This window comes from Saccharothrix sp. NBAS 001, assembly GCF_056640475.1.
This window is the reverse complement of sequence record NZ_CM153251.1, coordinates 370,875-384,455: the sequence shown is the minus strand read 5'-3', so window position 1 is coordinate 384,455 and position 13,581 is coordinate 370,875. Positions and strand designations below refer to the sequence as shown.

The window sequence follows — 13,581 nt, the reverse complement described above, 5'->3', positions numbered from 1 at the left end:
TCCACAACACCGAACCGGCATGAGGAGCAACCATGACCACCACCGAAATGCCCGCGGTCAGCTCGTGCACCGTCGCGGGTTGTTCGTACAACCACGACGGCTGCCACGCGTTCGCGATCACGGTGAGCGGCGTGAACGGCACCGCCGACTGCGGCACGTTCGTCCCGCTGGGCACCAAGGGCGGCCTGCCCAAGGTCGTCGCCCAGGTCGGAGCCTGCTCACGGGTGGACTGCGTGCACAACGCGAACCTGGAGTGCACCGCCTCGGACGTGCGGGTCGGCCCGGGTTCGGGCGACCACGCGGCGAACTGCCTGACCTACACCCAGGGCTGACCGGGGCCCGCGCGCAAACGACGGATCGCGGGGGCGCACCACCGCCCCCGCGATTGCGCGCGAGAATCGCAGAGCACTCGCGCGGCGGCCGGTGATCACCCCCGGAGCGCGTTTTCCCAGTGCGCCGCACCGGCTTTGCGGACGACCTCCCGGGCCTGCCGGAAATGTTCTTCGGCATCACCCGGACGGCCCAGCGCCCCGGCGAGCCGGCCGAGCAGCCCGGCCACCGGCCCGAGCGCGAGCAACCCGCTGCCCGCCCCGGCCAGTTCCCCGGCCGCCGGCCGCAGCGCCGCGTACACCTCACCCGTCAGGTCGCGGTCGTCGAGACCGAGCGCGACCAACCCGGTCAGCCACGTCCGCGCCTCGTAGAGCAGGTCGCGCGGTGATTCCCGCACGGCGGCGCGCGCCTCGACGGCCCGGCCGGCGTCGAGCAGGCTCAGCGCGAGCGCCCACGGCCGGTACGGGCCCCAGTCCTCGCCGAGGTCGACCCGGACCGGCCCGCCGGCCCCGATCCCGTGGCACAGCAGGGCGAACGGCCCGATGCCGGCCTCCAGACCCGTCATCCCGGTGCCGCCGAGCCGGGCGGCGGCGACCCTGTAGGCGGCCCGCGCGTCGGCGTCGCGCCCCGCGACCGACGCCCGCAGCGCGGCGTACCAGTCGGTGAACACGCCGACCAGCGGCAGTTCGTGGCGTTCGGCGATGCGGTCGACGGCGTCCGCGTGCCCGTCGGCGGCGGTGAACCCGGCGAGCGCGGAATGTGCTTGCAGCAGCACGAGGTGGGCCAGCACCTCGAACGCGACGAGGCCGTGCCGGGTGGACACGTCGAGCAGGTCGCGCCCGATCCGGACGCGGTCCGGCGCGAGGCCGGCGCGTTCGAAGGACTGCATGAACCGGCCGTTGAGCGCGAACGCGAGCAGCGCCGGGTCGTCCAGTTCGCGGGCGATCGCCTCCGCTTCCCGCGCCGCCCGCCGACCCCGGTCCCCGGCCGTGCCGCGCAGTTCCAGCGCGACGGTGGCCAGCAGCCTCGCGCGCTCGGCGCGCCGGTCCGGGGCGAGCGCGGCGAGCGTGCGGTCCGCGACGGCCACCACCCGGTCGGCCAGCGCCTGGTCGTCGTTGCCGGTCCAGATCGCGGGCACGTCGAACAACCCCAGCACGGCGGCGACCAGGTCCGGGTCGCCGACCCGCTCGGCGGCGGCCAGCGCCTCGGCGCGCGACCGACGGGCGGCGGCCAACTCCCCCGTGACGGCCAGCGCACGCACGTACCCCATCACCGCCTCCAGCCGCGCCCGTTCCGCCGCGGGCCCGCGTGCCGGCTCCGCCCCGGGGCGCGTCACGTCCTGGGCGCGGTCGTAGGCGGCGATGGCGTCGCGCCACCAGCGGACGGCCTCGTGCGGGGCGAAGCGGCGTTCGGCGCGCTCGGCGGCGCACCGGGCGTAGTGCGCCGCTTTCGCCGCCGTGGCACGGCTTTCCGCCCGCACGTAGTGGTGCGCGACGGTCTCCACGTCGTCCGGCCGGTCGCGTTCGACCACCTGCGCGACGGCGGCGTGCCAGCGCGACCGGCGCGACTCCGGGATGTCCGCGTACAGCGTGTCGCGCACCAGGTCGTGCGAGAACCGGACCGCGTCCGGCCCGCGTCCGGCGACGAAACCCAGCAGTTGCGCGGATTCCACCGCGTCCAGCACGACGTCCTCCGCCCCGGCGAGCGCGACCAGCACGTCCAGGTCGACGTCCCGGCCGAGGACCGCGGCCTGCCTCAGCACCTGCCGGTGCGCGGGCGGCAACCCGTCGACCCTGCGCCGGATGACGTCCCGCACGCCCTCGGGCACGGCGGACAGCACCGCCACGCCCTCGTCGTCCAGCAGCCGGGCCAGTTCCCGAGCGAAGAACGGGTTCCCGCCGCTGCGCCGGTGGACGGCCCGCGCGGTGGCGTCGTCCACGTCCCGGCCGGCGGTCGCGCGCACCAGCCGCGCCACGTCCGCCTCGGGCAGCCCGCCCAGGTAGACCCGCACGGGTTCGACCCGGGCCAGCCGGGCCAGCGCCTCGCCCAGCGCGGCCGGGATCTCGGTGCTCCGGTAGGTGCCGACCAGCAGCACCGGCAGGTCGACCGGCTCGGCGACCAGGGCCGTCAGCAGCTCCAGCACGTCCGGCCCGGCCCAGTGCAGGTCGTCCACGACCAGCAGCAGCGGGCCGGGCGCGGCGGCCAGGTGCTCGACCAGCGCCCGCCGCCGGTCCGGCCCGGCGTCGTCGGGCAGCAGCCGCCCGCCGCCCTGCTCGTGGTGCCGGCTCCACTCGGCGGTCCAGCCGGCGAGCCGCGCGGCGAGTTCCTCGACGAGCGCGGTCTTGCCCGCGCCCGCGTCGCCGGACACCAGCGCGACGCCGAGCCGCCGCCGCGCGCCGACCTCGCCGGCGGCCCCCAGCAGCCGGGCCAGTTCGGCCTCGCGACCCACGAACGTCCCGCCCGTGGACGTCGCACCGGGGGCGACCGCCAGAGCCGGGGCGACCACGGCGGGGGCGACCGGAGCCGGGGTGCCGGCCAGGTGCGGCGCGTGGTCGAGGATGTCGGCCTCCAGCAGGCGCAGGCCCGGCCCGGGGTCGACGCCCAGCTCACCGGCCAGCGAGTCCCGGGCCCGGCGCAGCGCGCCCAGCGCGTCGGCCTGCCGCCCGGACCGGTAGAGCGCGAGGGCCAGCAGCCGCCAGGCGTTCTCCCGCCACGGCCACGCGGCCAGGTGCGCTTCCAGGTCGGCCACCGCCTCGGCGGGCCGGCCCAGCGCCAGCACCGCCTCCACCCGGCGTTCCACGGCGAGCAGGCGCAACTCGTCGAGCCGGGACACCTCGCCGCGCGCCCACGGCTCGTCGGCGAACTCCGAGTAGGCCGGTCCGCGCCACCGCGCGAGGCCCGCGTCCGCCGCCGCGAGCGCGGCTCCCGGGTCGCCGGCCGCCAGCCGGTCGCGGGACTCGTGCACGGCGGCTTCGAAGCCGAGCGCGTCCACCTCGTCGGTGACCAGCGCGTAGCCGGGTGCGGCGGTGACCAGCAGGCGGGGCGGGGTGCGGGCGGGCCGGTCCGGTTCCAGCGCGCGGCGCAGCGTGAACACGAAGCTCTGCACCGCGCCGACCGCGCCGTCCGGCGGGTCCGGCCACAGGTCGTCGACCAGCCGGGACACCGGCACCACCCGGCCCCGGGCGACCAGCAGGCGGGCCAGCACCGCCCGGTGCCGGGGCCCCTTGAGGTCGACCGGGCCGCCGGGTCCGCTCGCGGTGAGCGGGCCGAGCACCCCGAACTCCATCACCCGGTCAGCCTAGCGGGGTGCCTCGTCGCCGCTGGTCAGCGACGTGGCGAAGCCGATGCTGACCGGTTGCTGATCGGGCTCGGACAGCCTGGCGGCACCGATCGAGAGGAACCACCGATGACCATCACCGGATTCGACCAGCAGCGCGTCACCGTCGCCGACGGGGTGCGGCTGAACGTGGCCGTGGGCGGGTCGGGGAGCCCGGTCGTGCTGCTGCACGGCTTCCCGCAGACCCACCTGATGTGGCGGCACGTCGCCGCCGACCTGGCCGCCGACCACACCGTGATCTGCCCCGACCTGCGCGGCTACGGCGACAGCGACCGGCCCGCCGACACCGGCCGGACCTACGCCAAGCGCACCATGGCGGCGGACGTGGTGGCCCTGGCCAAGGCGTTCGGCTTCGACCGGTTCGCGCTGGCCGGCCACGACCGGGGCGCGCTGGTCGCGATCCGCGCCGGCCTGGACCACCCGGACGCGGTCACCCACCTGGCGTCGCTGGACGTGCTGCCGACGTTGGACGCGTGGGAGGTCATGCAGGGCCGTTCGGCGGCCGTCGGCTTCCACCTGTACCTGCTGGCGCAGGCACCGGACCTGCCCGAACAGCTCATCGCGGGCGCGCCGGACGCGTTCTTCGGGCACTTCCTGGACGTCTGGGCGAACAAGCCCGAGGCGATCGCCGACGTGCGCGACGCGTACCTGGCCGCGTCCCGCGCGGCGATCCCGTCGATCGTGGCCGACTACCGGGCGTCGGCGGGCGTGGACGTGGCCGACGACGAGCAGGACCGCGCGGCCGGCAACCGGCTGCGGATGCCGGTGACCGTGCTGCAGCAGGACTGGGGCGCGGCGCTGGGGTTCGACGCGGCCGGCCGGTGGCGGGCGTGGGCCGACGACCTGGTGCACGAGACGGTGACCTGCGGGCACTTCATGGCCGAGGAGGCGCCGGCCGAGGTGGTGCGGGCGCTGCGCGACCTGCTCGCGCGCTGAGCTTGCTACGGGCGCAGCACCCGGTCGATCTGGTGGTCCAGCACCTCGCGCGCGGCCTCCGGGGTGCGGTGCCCGATCGCGATGTCCACGCCCAGCGAGGTGGCCAGCGACCAGCAGATGTCGGCGTCGAGCCGGTCGTCACCGGTGCCCCGGCGCGCGGCGGCGATCAGCCCGGCGGTGAACGAGATCAGCTCGTCGTCGCCGGGCGCGAGCACCCTGGCCAGGGTCGGGTCGGAGATGGTCCGGCCGAGCACCGCGACGGAGAACCGGATCAGCCGGGTGCTCTCCTCGTCGGGGCGGATCAGGGCGTGCAGGCACTCCCGGAGCACGACGGCGGCCCCGGCGTCGGCGACCGCGAGGATCGACCGCTCGATCCGGGCGTTCAACTCGCGGACGCAGCGCTCCAGCGCGTCCCGGACCAGGGCTTCCATCGTCGGGAAGTAGTGCTGGACCTGGCCCATCGACACACCGGCCTCGGCGGCGACCCCGCGCAGCGTCACGCCTTCCAGCCCGCTGCGCACCGCGAGCGCCCACACGGCCTCGACCAGCCGCCGCCGACGTTCCTCGTGGTCCACGACCTTCGGCACCCGCGCCCCTTTTCCCATGCACCCGCATTGCATAAGCCCCCTCCATCCTATTACAGTGCAACTGCATTGGAACGGGTGTGAGGGGGAAGGTCCGTGAAGTACGACGTCTTTCAGATCATCGGTGCGATCGTGCTGGTCGTCGGCGCGCAGGGCGCGATCCGGCTGCTCGTCGACCACGCCGACAGCGGCCTGCTGGGCTGGGTGCCCGGCGGTTTCGGCGGGCAACTGGCCGCGCACCTGGTCGGCGCGGCGCTGGGCGCGGTGCTCGCGGGGTGGGCGCACGACAAGGCCAAGGCGCTGGGCCGGCGCGGCCGCTGACGACCGGTGGCCCGGAGCGGGCAGCTCCGGGCCACCGGTCGCGGGTGGGTCAGCCGACCGGGGCGGGAGCCTTCGGCCGGGCCGGGGCGGCGACCGGCGCGGTCGTCGGCGCGGTACCGCGGAACCCGCGCAGCCGCAGGCTGTTCGACACCACGAACACCGACGAGAACGCCATCGCCGCACCCGCGATCATCGGGTTGAGCAGCCCGGCGGCGGCCAGCGGCAGCGCCGCCACGTTGTAGGCGAACGCCCAGAACAGGTTGCCCTTGATCGTGGCCAGCGTGCGCCGCGAGAGCCGGATCGCGTCCACCGCCGCCAGCAGGTCGCCCCGGACCAGCGTGAGGTCGCTCGCCTCGATCGCCGCGTCGGTCCCGGTGCCCATGGCCAACCCGAGGTCCGCCTTGGCCAGCGCCGCCGCGTCGTTCACGCCGTCACCGACCATCGCGACCACCTTGCCCTCGGCCTGGAGCCGGGCCACCACGTCGACCTTGTCCTGCGGCAGCACCTCGGCGAACACCTCGTCGATGCCCACCTCGGCGGCCACCGCGCGGGCCGCGGCCTCGTTGTCGCCGGTCAGCAGCACCGGGGTCAGGCCGAGTTCGCGCAGCCGCCGGACCGCCTCGGCCGACGTGGGCTTCACCGCGTCGGCGACCACCAGGACCGCCCGCGCCGCGCCGTCCCACGCGACCAGCACGGCCGTGCGGCCCTGCCGTTCGGCGTCCCGCTTGGCCCGCGCCAGGTCCTCGCCCAGGTGCACGCTCCACTCGGCGAGCAGGCGTTCCCGGCCGACGAGCACCGCGTGCCCGTCGACCACGCCCTGGACGCCCAGACCGGCCAGGTTCTGGAACCCCTCCACGGCGGGCAGGTCGCCCACCCGCTCCCGCGCGCCGGCCGCGACGGCCTTGGCGATCGGGTGCTCGGAGGCGTTCTCCAGCGCACCCGCCAGCCGCAGCACCTCGTCCTCGGCACCGGTGGCGTGCACGGCGAGCAGGCTCATCCGGCCGGTGGTGACGGTGCCGGTCTTGTCCAGCACGACGGTGTCCACCCGGCGGGTCGACTCCAGCACCTCCGGCCCCTTGATCAGGATGCCGAGCTGCGCGCCCCGGCCCGTGCCGACCAGCAGCGCGGTCGGCGTGGCCAGGCCCAGCGCGCACGGGCAGGCGATGATCAGCACCGCGACCCCGGCGGTGAACGCCGCCGCGACCCCTTCGCCGGTGCCCAGCCAGAACGCGAGCGTCCCGACGGCCAGCGCGATCACGATCGGCACGAACACCGCCGACACCCGGTCGGCCAGCCGCTGCGCCTGCGCCTTGCCGTTCTGCGCGTCCTCCACCAGCTTCGCCATCCGGGCGAGCTGGGTGTCCCCGCCGACCCGGGTGGCCCGCACCACGAGCCGGCCGCCCGCGTTGACCGTCGCGCCGACCACCGCGTCGCCGGGGCCGACCTCGACCGGCACCGACTCGCCGGTCACCATGCTCGCGTCGACCGCCGAGCCGCCGTCCTCCACGACGCCGTCGGTGGCGACCTTCTCCCCCGGCCGCACCACGAACCGGTCGCCCACCGCGAGGTCCGCGATCGGGATCCGGGTCTCGCGGCCGTCCCGCAGCACCGCCACGTCCTTCGCGCCCAGTTCCAGCAGCGCGGTGAGCGCGGCACCGGCCCGGCGCTTGGACCGCGCCTCGAAGTACCGGCCCGCCAGGATGAACGTGGTGACGCCGGCGGCGACCTCCAGGTAGATCGAGCCCGCGCCGTCCGTCGGCGCGATGGTCAGCTCGAACGCGTGGGTCATGCCGGGCGTGCCGGCCGTGCCGAACAGCAGCGCGTACAGCGACCACGCGAACGCGGCGAGCGTCCCCATCGAGATCAGCGTGTCCATCGTGGCCGCGCCGTGCCGCAGGTTCGTCCACGCCGCCCGGTGGAACGGCAGCGCGCCCCACACCAGCACCGGGGCCGCGAGCACCAGCGAGATCCACTGCCAGTAGGTGAACTGGAGCGCGGGCACCATCGCCAGCGCGACCACCGGCACCGACAGCGCCGCCGAGACGACCAGCCGCTGCCGCAGCGCCGCCGTCGGGTCTTCCTCCGCCACGTCGGCGGTTCGCGCGTGCGGCAGGGTCGCGCCGTACCCGGCGGCCTCGACCTGCTCGACCAGCGTCGCCGGGTCGAGCCCCTCGGGGAAGGTGACCTTGGCCTTCTCGGTGGCGTAGTTGACCGTCGCGGTCACGCCGTCGAGCCGGTTGAGCTTGCGCTCGATCCGGGCCGCGCAGGACGCGCAGGTCATGCCCGTGATCGACAGTTCGAGGTCAGTGGCCATGACCCGCCTCCACGGTGAACTCGGCGGTGCGCACCACGCCCGCGTGCCGGAAGTCCAGGAACAGCCGGTAGGTCCCGGCGGTCGGCACCTGCGCGACGAACGAGATCTCCGGCCCCGGCGCGGTCCTGCCGTCGCCGGGCGCGCCCTCGGGGTGCACGTGCAGGTAGGCGAGGTCGCTCTGGCGCAACGCGACCAGGTGCCCGTACGCGGCGAGGTAGGGCTGGAGGTCGGTGACCGGCGTGCCGCCCTCGGCCACCGTCACCTTCAGCGGCGACGCCTCGCCGGGCACCAGGTCGCCGGTGAGCCGGACCTGGTAGCCGTCGACCTCGGCGACCCGCGAGGGCGCGTAGGCGCGGGGCTCGAACGCGCCGGCGACGGAGACGTCCGCGCCCAGCGTGACGGCCTGGCCGCCGGTCGGCGTGAAGTCGGCGAACACCCGGTAGGTGCCCGCGTCGGGCAGGTCCAGCGGCACCGACCAGGTGCCGTCCGGTGCCATCTCCGGGTGCACGTGCCGGAAGCCGGAGGTGTCCCGGCGGACCACGATCAGGTGCATCCGCCGGTCGTGCTCGACCTCGAACGCGGTGACCGCACGGCCCTCGCGGTCGGAGATCCGGAAGGTGAAGGGTGATCCCGCGGTGGGCGTCGAGTCGGTGGGCGTGAGGGTGTAGCCGCCCCTGGACGACGCCAACCCGGCGGGTTGGTCCTGCTCGGCCCCCGCGACGGTGGCGCTGTGGTCGTCCCCGTGCCCGGCGTCCTCGCCGCCGTGCGCCTCGCCGTGACCGCGCTCGGCGGAATCGGCGCGAAGGGGACCGACAGCGCTCCCGACCGCCCAGGCCGCACCCGCGACCAGGACGAGCGCCACACCGTAGGCGGAGAGCTTCGCTGCTGTGTTCATGGTGGTGTTCCTCGGTGAAACCGGGGAGCCCGCCCCGCTCGGGCGGGCTCCGGTGGGTCCTGCTCAGGTGGCGAGCGCGTAGCCCGCCTCTTCGACCGCCGCGCGCACGTCCGCCTCGGCGACCGGCTCGGCGCTGGTGACCTTGACCGCGCCGGTGGGGACGTCGACGGCCACGTCGGTGACCCCGGCGATCCGGGTGACCTCCTCGGTCACCGACGACGCGCAGTGCCCGCAGGTCATGCCGGTGACGGTGAAAGTGGTCTCTGCCATGGGGAAAAGTTCCTCCTCGTGAGTGCCGGAGCCGTTCAGGAGCGGACCAGGCGGGCGATCGCGTCGCTCGCCTCGCGGACCTTCTCCTCCGCACCGTCGCCGCCCTGCGCGAGCGCGTCGGCCACGCAGTGCTTGAGGTGCTGGTCGAGCAGGCCGAGCGAGACGGCCTGGAGCGCCTTGGTCGCGGCGGCGATCTGGGTGAGCACGTCGATGCAGTACTCGTCGTTCTCCACCATCCGCTGCAACCCCCGGACCTGCCCCTCCACCCGGCGCAGCCGCGCCAGGTAGTCGTCCTTGCCGGTGCTGTAGCCCCGCATGTCCCGCTCCTCTCAGCCACCGCATTTATACCCCCATGGGGTATACCGGTGTCAACTTGGGAGAGACCCATCACACACCCATGCCCGGTAGGGGTATACCTCACCGGACCCGGACTGTCGGACCCCGCCGCTGCGGTGTCGAGGTCGTGGTGGCCGGACCGGGTGGGGTACGTGGCGTTGCACGTGACGAGTCGGCGGCGAAGCGCCGTGGCGATCGAGAAGGCGCACCCCGGCGCGGTGGTGGTCGACGTGACCTCGCGCGGGCCGCAGCCGTGGGTGCGGCTGAGCCCGTTCTACCCGCACGGCGGGATCCCGGTGCCGTTCACCCCGCACGTGACCGGCGCGTCCGCGGAGGGGATCTGGCAGGCGCCCAAGGTGTTCCGGGAGGCGGACGTCGACCTGGCCAAGCTCCGGGTCGCCGGGATGACCGGGCTCAAGCGCACGGTCCGCCGCCACGGCGAGGTGCTCGGCCACCGCACCGGCGCGCACGGCGCGGAACTGCTGTCCTACGAAGACGCCCGGCGGCGCATCCACCTGCCGGTCTACCGGTGGGTCCTGGAGAACCGGGTGGTGGACGAGGTCGCCGCCCTGCGCGCCTGCGCAACACGGCGTGGTCGGGATGAGCGGAGTTGGCGATGACGAAGGTGCGTAGCGGCCCGACGTTGTGGCCGGCCGCCCTGGGACTTCCGGGGTCCTGTCGGCGGACAGGTCGTCCCCGCCCGGCCAGGATCCGACGCCAGGATGATCATCGACCGCCGCACCCGGCTCGCGCCCTGCTCGCCCCGCCGCACGTACCCGGTGACCGTGCGCGGTCCACGCACTAGGCGGACTTGCGCCAGACCAGTTCGAACGCCTTCCACTCCTGTTCCCAGTGCCGGGCCCGGATCCGGTTGTGCGCCAACCGCGTCAGCACGCACACCAGCACCATGCCGCCGCCGGCCGCCACCCAGATCCCCGCCGTGACCAGCAGCGCGGTCCCCAGGCCGCTGGTCACGTTCGTCTCGGACCCGATCGCCGCCGCGACCGGCAGGCTGAGCAGCACCACCGCCGCGGTCGCCACCAGCAGCGCGCCCTCGAACCGGTCACCGGGCCGGGCGAGCGGGTTGCGGCCGGGGAACACCCGCCGCACCAGCCGGGGAATCCGCGCGTCCATGGTCGACCTCCCTCACGTCACAGCACACCTTGGTCCGCACCCGCCCGCACCGCCCAGGGCCGGAGGTCAGTACCGGGGTCCCTGTTCATCAGGGACTTCCGACTCTGCGGTCGACCGCGCCCCGGTGGCACCGTGGCAGCCGACGCCGCTCCCGGGTCCGACCAGGGGCGGCTCCCGGACTCGGAGTGGCGATCGGGCCGCCGCTCCCACCCCGGCGACCGGCGAGGACGGCACCCCCAGGCCGTGCCGCCGGCTGCCGGCCGGGACGCGCCACCCGGTGCACGCCGGGTGCGCGTCCTCTCCCCGTGCCGCACCCTCGCCGGCACGGATCGGCCGCCGTCACCGCCTGCGCCCCCACTTGAAGTACGCCAGCGGGCCGACGAAGTTCACCGCGATGAGCAGCGCCCAACGCCGCTTGGGCCCGTTCACCGCGGCCGGCGCGCGTCGGGCCAGGTCGATCCAGGCGGCCAGCGCCAAGGCGACCTGCGCCGCGCCGAGGCCGACGACCGCCCGCCGCTCCCCCGGTCCGAGCCCACTCCACCCGCGGTGCTTGTCCATACCGGCCGATTCTGCGCGCCGCCGGCGAGTGCCGCGAGCCGGAGCGGGCTGCCAGAGTGGGCGCATGAGCTACGACGTCGAGGCCGTCCGCGCCCGCTTCCCGTCCCTGTCCTCCGGAACCGCGCACTTCGACGGACCGGGTGGCTCGCAGATGCCCGCCGTGGTCGCGGACGCCGTGCGGGACGTGATGGTGTCCTCGATCTCCAACCGGGGCACGGTCACCGCCGCCGAACGCGCGGCCGACGACGTGGTCCGCACCGCGCGGCGGGCGGTGGCCGACCTGCTGGCCGCCGACCCGGCCGGGATCGTGTTCGGGCGCAGCGCCACCCAGTTGACCTACGAGTTCGCCCAGGTGCTGGCCAAGACGTGGCAGCCGGGCGACGAGGTCGTGGTGAGCAGGCTGGACCACGACGCGAACATCCGCCCGTGGGTGCAGGCGGCGGCACGGGTCGGCGCGGTGGTCAGGTGGGCCGGCTTCGACCCGGCGACCGGCGAGCTGACCCCCGACGACGTGGCCGCCGTGCTGTCACCCGAGACCAGGCTGGTCGCGGTGACCGGGGCGTCCAACCTGATCGGCACCCGTCCGCCGTTGGCCGACATCGCCCGCCTGGTGCACGATCGCGGCGCGCTGTTCTTCGTGGACGGCGTGCACCTGACGGCGCACCACGCGGTGGACGTGACGGCGTTGGGCGCGGACGTCTTCGTGTGCTCGCCGTACAAGTTCTTCGGCCCGCACTGCGGCGTGCTGGCGGCGGACCCCGCCCTGCTGGCAACGCTGGACCCGGACAAGCTGCTGCCGTCCTCCGACGCGGTACCCGAACGCTTCGAGCTGGGCACGCTGCCGTACGAACTGCTGGCGGGCACCACCGCCGCCGTGGACTTCATCGCCGGCCTGACCCCGGGCGACGGCGACCGCCGAAGCCGCATCGTCACGTCGTGGCAGGCAGTGGGCGCACACGAAGACCGCCTGCGGGCGGCCGCCGAGCAGGGCCTGCGGGACCTGCCGGGGGTGACCCTGTGGTCCCGCGCCGCCTCCCGGACCCCGACCCTGCTGGTCACCTTCGCCGACCGGCCCCCGATCGACGCCTACCGCTACCTGGCGACCCGGAACATCAACGCCCCCGCGAGTTCGTTCTACGCGATCGAGGCATCCCGGTGGCTGGGCCTCGGCGACACCGGCGGCCTCCGGGTGGGCCTGGCCGCCTACTCCACGGACGCCGAGGTCGATCGCCTGCTCACCGCGCTGCGCGACTTCCTGAAGTCCTGACGGCGCAGGGCAACCGGTCAGCGGCGGTCGCGGAAGGTGCGGCGCAGGTCGTCCACCCACAGGTCGGGGATCTCCCACGGGATGAAGTGGCCGCCGCGATCGTGCGCGGTGAGGTTGACGTGGTGGTACCAAGCGGCGCGTTCGCTGTCCAGGAAGCTGCGCACCCGTTGGTCGGTGGTCACGCCGGGCGGGTTCTCGTGGGCCACGAACGTGATGCCGGTCGGCGCCTCGACCACCGGCCACCGGTCGTGCGACGGCTGCCACGGGTAGCGGTTGTTGTTGGCGTAGGTGCGGATCGACGTGGAGATCGCGTTGTTCACCCAGAAGATCATCGCGTGGGTGAGCAGGTCGTCCTTCGAGAACACCGACTCGACGTCACCGTCGTTGGCGCTCCAGGTGATCCACCGTTCGAGGATCCACGCGAGCATCCCCGCCGGCGAGTCCGACAGGCCGAACCCGAGCGTGCTCGGCCCGAGCACGTGGACCGCCAGGTGCGCGGCGAACCGGCGCTCCAACGCGACCAGCCGCGCCCGGACGTCCGCCGGCAGGCCGTCCGGGATGGGCCGCCCGCCGCTGAGGTCCCACCCCCGGTCGCCGTTGAACATGGTGAGCATCTGGCCCGACCCGATGTGGATGCCGTACAGGGAGTCGGCGTACTTGTGCCCCAACTGGCCGGTGACCAGCGCGCCCACGTCGCAGCCGGCGGCGGCGTAGCGGGTGTGGCCGAGCGTGTCGGTCATCAGCCGGTGCCACAGGTCGGCGACCTTCCAGAAGTTCAGGTCCGGGTGGTCGGGCAGCGGCGTGGAGAACCCGAAGCCGGGGAACGACGGCACGATCACGTCGAACGCCTCGGCCGGGTCGCCGCCGTGCGCGCCGGGGTCGGCGAGCGGGTCCACCACCTTGGCCCAGTGCCAGAACGTCCACGGCCAGCCGTGCGTCAGGATCAGCGGCACGGGAGCGGGTCCGACGCCGGGCTTGCGCATGAAGTGCACCGGCACGCCGTCCACGGTCACCCGGTAGTGCTCGTAGGCGTTGATCGCGGCCTCGGCCGCGCGCCAGTCGTACTCGGTGAGCCAGTAGTCGACCAGCTCGCGCAGGTACCCGCGATTCACCCCGTAGAACGAATCTTCGTTGCCGGCGTCGTCCGGCCACCGGGTCAGCCGGAGCCGGGTCCGCAGGTCGGTCAGCACGTCGTCGGGGACGTGGATCGGCTGGGCTGCCAACGGGAACGCGCCGCCAGGCGTCACATCAAGTTCGTCGACCACCGGACCAGTCTTCCACCACACCCATTAGGGTGCC

Annotated in this window: 14 protein-coding genes; 5 read left to right on the top strand and 9 right to left on the bottom strand. The window is 74.7% G+C overall.

The features are described 5' to 3' along the window. Positions 1-32: 32 nt before the first annotated feature. A complete protein-coding gene (locus AC0HI0_RS01755; RefSeq protein ID WP_480930454.1) occupies positions 33-332 on the top strand; it encodes a DUF1540 domain-containing protein in 300 nt (99 codons plus the stop codon). A gap of 95 nt (positions 333-427) precedes the next feature. On the opposite strand, the gene AC0HI0_RS01750 is transcribed toward AC0HI0_RS01755, so the two are convergent. Beyond that, positions 428-3,616 (bottom strand): ATP-binding protein, encoded by a 3,189-nt coding sequence (locus AC0HI0_RS01750; RefSeq protein WP_480934233.1) that lies wholly within the window; start codon positions 3,614-3,616, stop codon positions 428-430. Between the two features lie 120 nt (positions 3,617-3,736). On the opposite strand from AC0HI0_RS01750, the gene AC0HI0_RS01745 reads away from it, so the two are divergent. Then, positions 3,737-4,603: an alpha/beta fold hydrolase gene (locus AC0HI0_RS01745; protein WP_480930453.1), complete on the top strand. Its 867-nt coding sequence runs from the start codon at positions 3,737-3,739 to the stop codon at positions 4,601-4,603. 5 nt (positions 4,604-4,608) lie between these two features. Here AC0HI0_RS01745 and AC0HI0_RS01740 read toward each other — a convergent pair whose 3' ends face one another. Then, entirely contained in the window at positions 4,609-5,190 is a 582-nt protein-coding gene (locus tag AC0HI0_RS01740; protein ID WP_480930452.1) for a TetR/AcrR family transcriptional regulator, read from the bottom strand. A gap of 93 nt (positions 5,191-5,283) precedes the next feature. Here AC0HI0_RS01740 and AC0HI0_RS01735 point away from each other — a divergent pair, with 93 nt between their 5' ends. Continuing rightward, positions 5,284-5,508 carry a hypothetical protein gene (locus tag AC0HI0_RS01735; RefSeq protein WP_480930451.1) on the top strand — a complete coding sequence of 75 codons (225 nt, stop codon included), beginning with the start codon at positions 5,284-5,286 and terminating at the stop codon, positions 5,506-5,508. A 49-nt stretch (positions 5,509-5,557) separates the two neighbouring features. Here the strand turns inward: AC0HI0_RS01735 and AC0HI0_RS01730 are convergent, their stop codons facing one another. The 4 genes from AC0HI0_RS01730 to AC0HI0_RS01715 all read right to left on the bottom strand — a co-directional run bounded on the left by AC0HI0_RS01730 (position 5,558) and on the right by AC0HI0_RS01715 (position 9,304). Next, positions 5,558-7,822 carry a heavy metal translocating P-type ATPase gene (locus tag AC0HI0_RS01730; RefSeq protein WP_480930450.1) on the bottom strand — a complete coding sequence of 755 codons (2,265 nt, stop codon included), beginning with the start codon at positions 7,820-7,822 and terminating at the stop codon, positions 5,558-5,560. Next, the gene (locus AC0HI0_RS01725) at positions 7,812-8,717 is read right to left on the bottom strand and encodes a hypothetical protein (protein ID WP_480930449.1); all 906 of its coding nucleotides are present in this window, start codon (positions 8,715-8,717) and stop codon (positions 7,812-7,814) included. Before AC0HI0_RS01725 ends, AC0HI0_RS01730 begins: the two co-directional genes overlap by 11 nt. Positions 8,718-8,780: 63 nt before the next feature. Then, complete coding sequence (locus AC0HI0_RS01720; protein ID WP_480930448.1) at positions 8,781-8,987, bottom strand: heavy-metal-associated domain-containing protein; 207 nt, start codon at positions 8,985-8,987, stop codon at positions 8,781-8,783. Between the two features lie 35 nt (positions 8,988-9,022). After that, positions 9,023-9,304: a metal-sensitive transcriptional regulator gene (locus tag AC0HI0_RS01715; RefSeq protein ID WP_480930447.1), complete on the bottom strand. Its 282-nt coding sequence runs from the start codon at positions 9,302-9,304 to the stop codon at positions 9,023-9,025. 48 nt (positions 9,305-9,352) lie between these two features. Here AC0HI0_RS01715 and AC0HI0_RS01710 point away from each other — a divergent pair, with 48 nt between their 5' ends. After that, positions 9,353-9,943, top strand: coding sequence for a DUF6939 family protein (locus AC0HI0_RS01710; protein WP_480930446.1), 591 nt, complete (start codon positions 9,353-9,355; stop codon positions 9,941-9,943). A 181-nt stretch (positions 9,944-10,124) separates the two neighbouring features. Here AC0HI0_RS01710 and AC0HI0_RS01705 read toward each other — a convergent pair whose 3' ends face one another. Both AC0HI0_RS01705 and AC0HI0_RS01700 read right to left on the bottom strand, forming a co-directional pair. After that, positions 10,125-10,457 (bottom strand): hypothetical protein, encoded by a 333-nt coding sequence (locus tag AC0HI0_RS01705; RefSeq protein WP_480930445.1) that lies wholly within the window; start codon positions 10,455-10,457, stop codon positions 10,125-10,127. A 339-nt stretch (positions 10,458-10,796) separates the two neighbouring features. Beyond that, positions 10,797-11,015 carry a PLDc N-terminal domain-containing protein gene (locus tag AC0HI0_RS01700; RefSeq protein WP_480930444.1) on the bottom strand — a complete coding sequence of 73 codons (219 nt, stop codon included), beginning with the start codon at positions 11,013-11,015 and terminating at the stop codon, positions 10,797-10,799. A gap of 64 nt (positions 11,016-11,079) precedes the next feature. Here AC0HI0_RS01700 and AC0HI0_RS01695 point away from each other — a divergent pair, with 64 nt between their 5' ends. Next, on the top strand, positions 11,080-12,282 hold the full coding sequence (locus AC0HI0_RS01695) for a cysteine desulfurase-like protein (protein WP_480930443.1): 1,203 nt from the start codon (positions 11,080-11,082) through the stop codon (positions 12,280-12,282). Between the two features lie 17 nt (positions 12,283-12,299). Here the strand turns inward: AC0HI0_RS01695 and AC0HI0_RS01690 are convergent, their stop codons facing one another. Beyond that, the gene (locus AC0HI0_RS01690) at positions 12,300-13,547 is read right to left on the bottom strand and encodes an epoxide hydrolase family protein (RefSeq protein WP_480930442.1); all 1,248 of its coding nucleotides are present in this window, start codon (positions 13,545-13,547) and stop codon (positions 12,300-12,302) included. Positions 13,548-13,581 lie beyond the last annotated feature (34 nt).

Excerpts from the sequence above, each read along its gene's own strand:
- AC0HI0_RS01750 (WP_480934233.1), bottom strand. The coding sequence starts at position 3,616 with ATGGAGTTCGGGGTGCTCGGCCCGCTCACCGCGAGCGGACCCGGCGGC.
- AC0HI0_RS01705 (WP_480930445.1), bottom strand. The coding sequence starts at position 10,457 with ATGGACGCGCGGATTCCCCGGCTGGTGCGGCGGGTGTTCCCCGGCCGC.
- AC0HI0_RS01745 (WP_480930453.1), top strand. The coding sequence starts at position 3,737 with ATGACCATCACCGGATTCGACCAGCAGCGCGTCACCGTCGCCGACGGG.
- AC0HI0_RS01720 (WP_480930448.1), bottom strand. The coding sequence starts at position 8,987 with ATGGCAGAGACCACTTTCACCGTCACCGGCATGACCTGCGGGCACTGC.
- AC0HI0_RS01700 (WP_480930444.1), bottom strand. The coding sequence starts at position 11,015 with ATGGACAAGCACCGCGGGTGGAGTGGGCTCGGACCGGGGGAGCGGCGG.
- AC0HI0_RS01725 (WP_480930449.1), bottom strand. The coding sequence starts at position 8,717 with ATGAACACAGCAGCGAAGCTCTCCGCCTACGGTGTGGCGCTCGTCCTG.
- AC0HI0_RS01730 (WP_480930450.1), bottom strand. The coding sequence starts at position 7,822 with ATGGCCACTGACCTCGAACTGTCGATCACGGGCATGACCTGCGCGTCC.
- AC0HI0_RS01695 (WP_480930443.1), top strand. The coding sequence starts at position 11,080 with ATGAGCTACGACGTCGAGGCCGTCCGCGCCCGCTTCCCGTCCCTGTCC.
- AC0HI0_RS01755 (WP_480930454.1), top strand. The coding sequence starts at position 33 with ATGACCACCACCGAAATGCCCGCGGTCAGCTCGTGCACCGTCGCGGGT.
- AC0HI0_RS01715 (WP_480930447.1), bottom strand. The coding sequence starts at position 9,304 with ATGCGGGGCTACAGCACCGGCAAGGACGACTACCTGGCGCGGCTGCGC.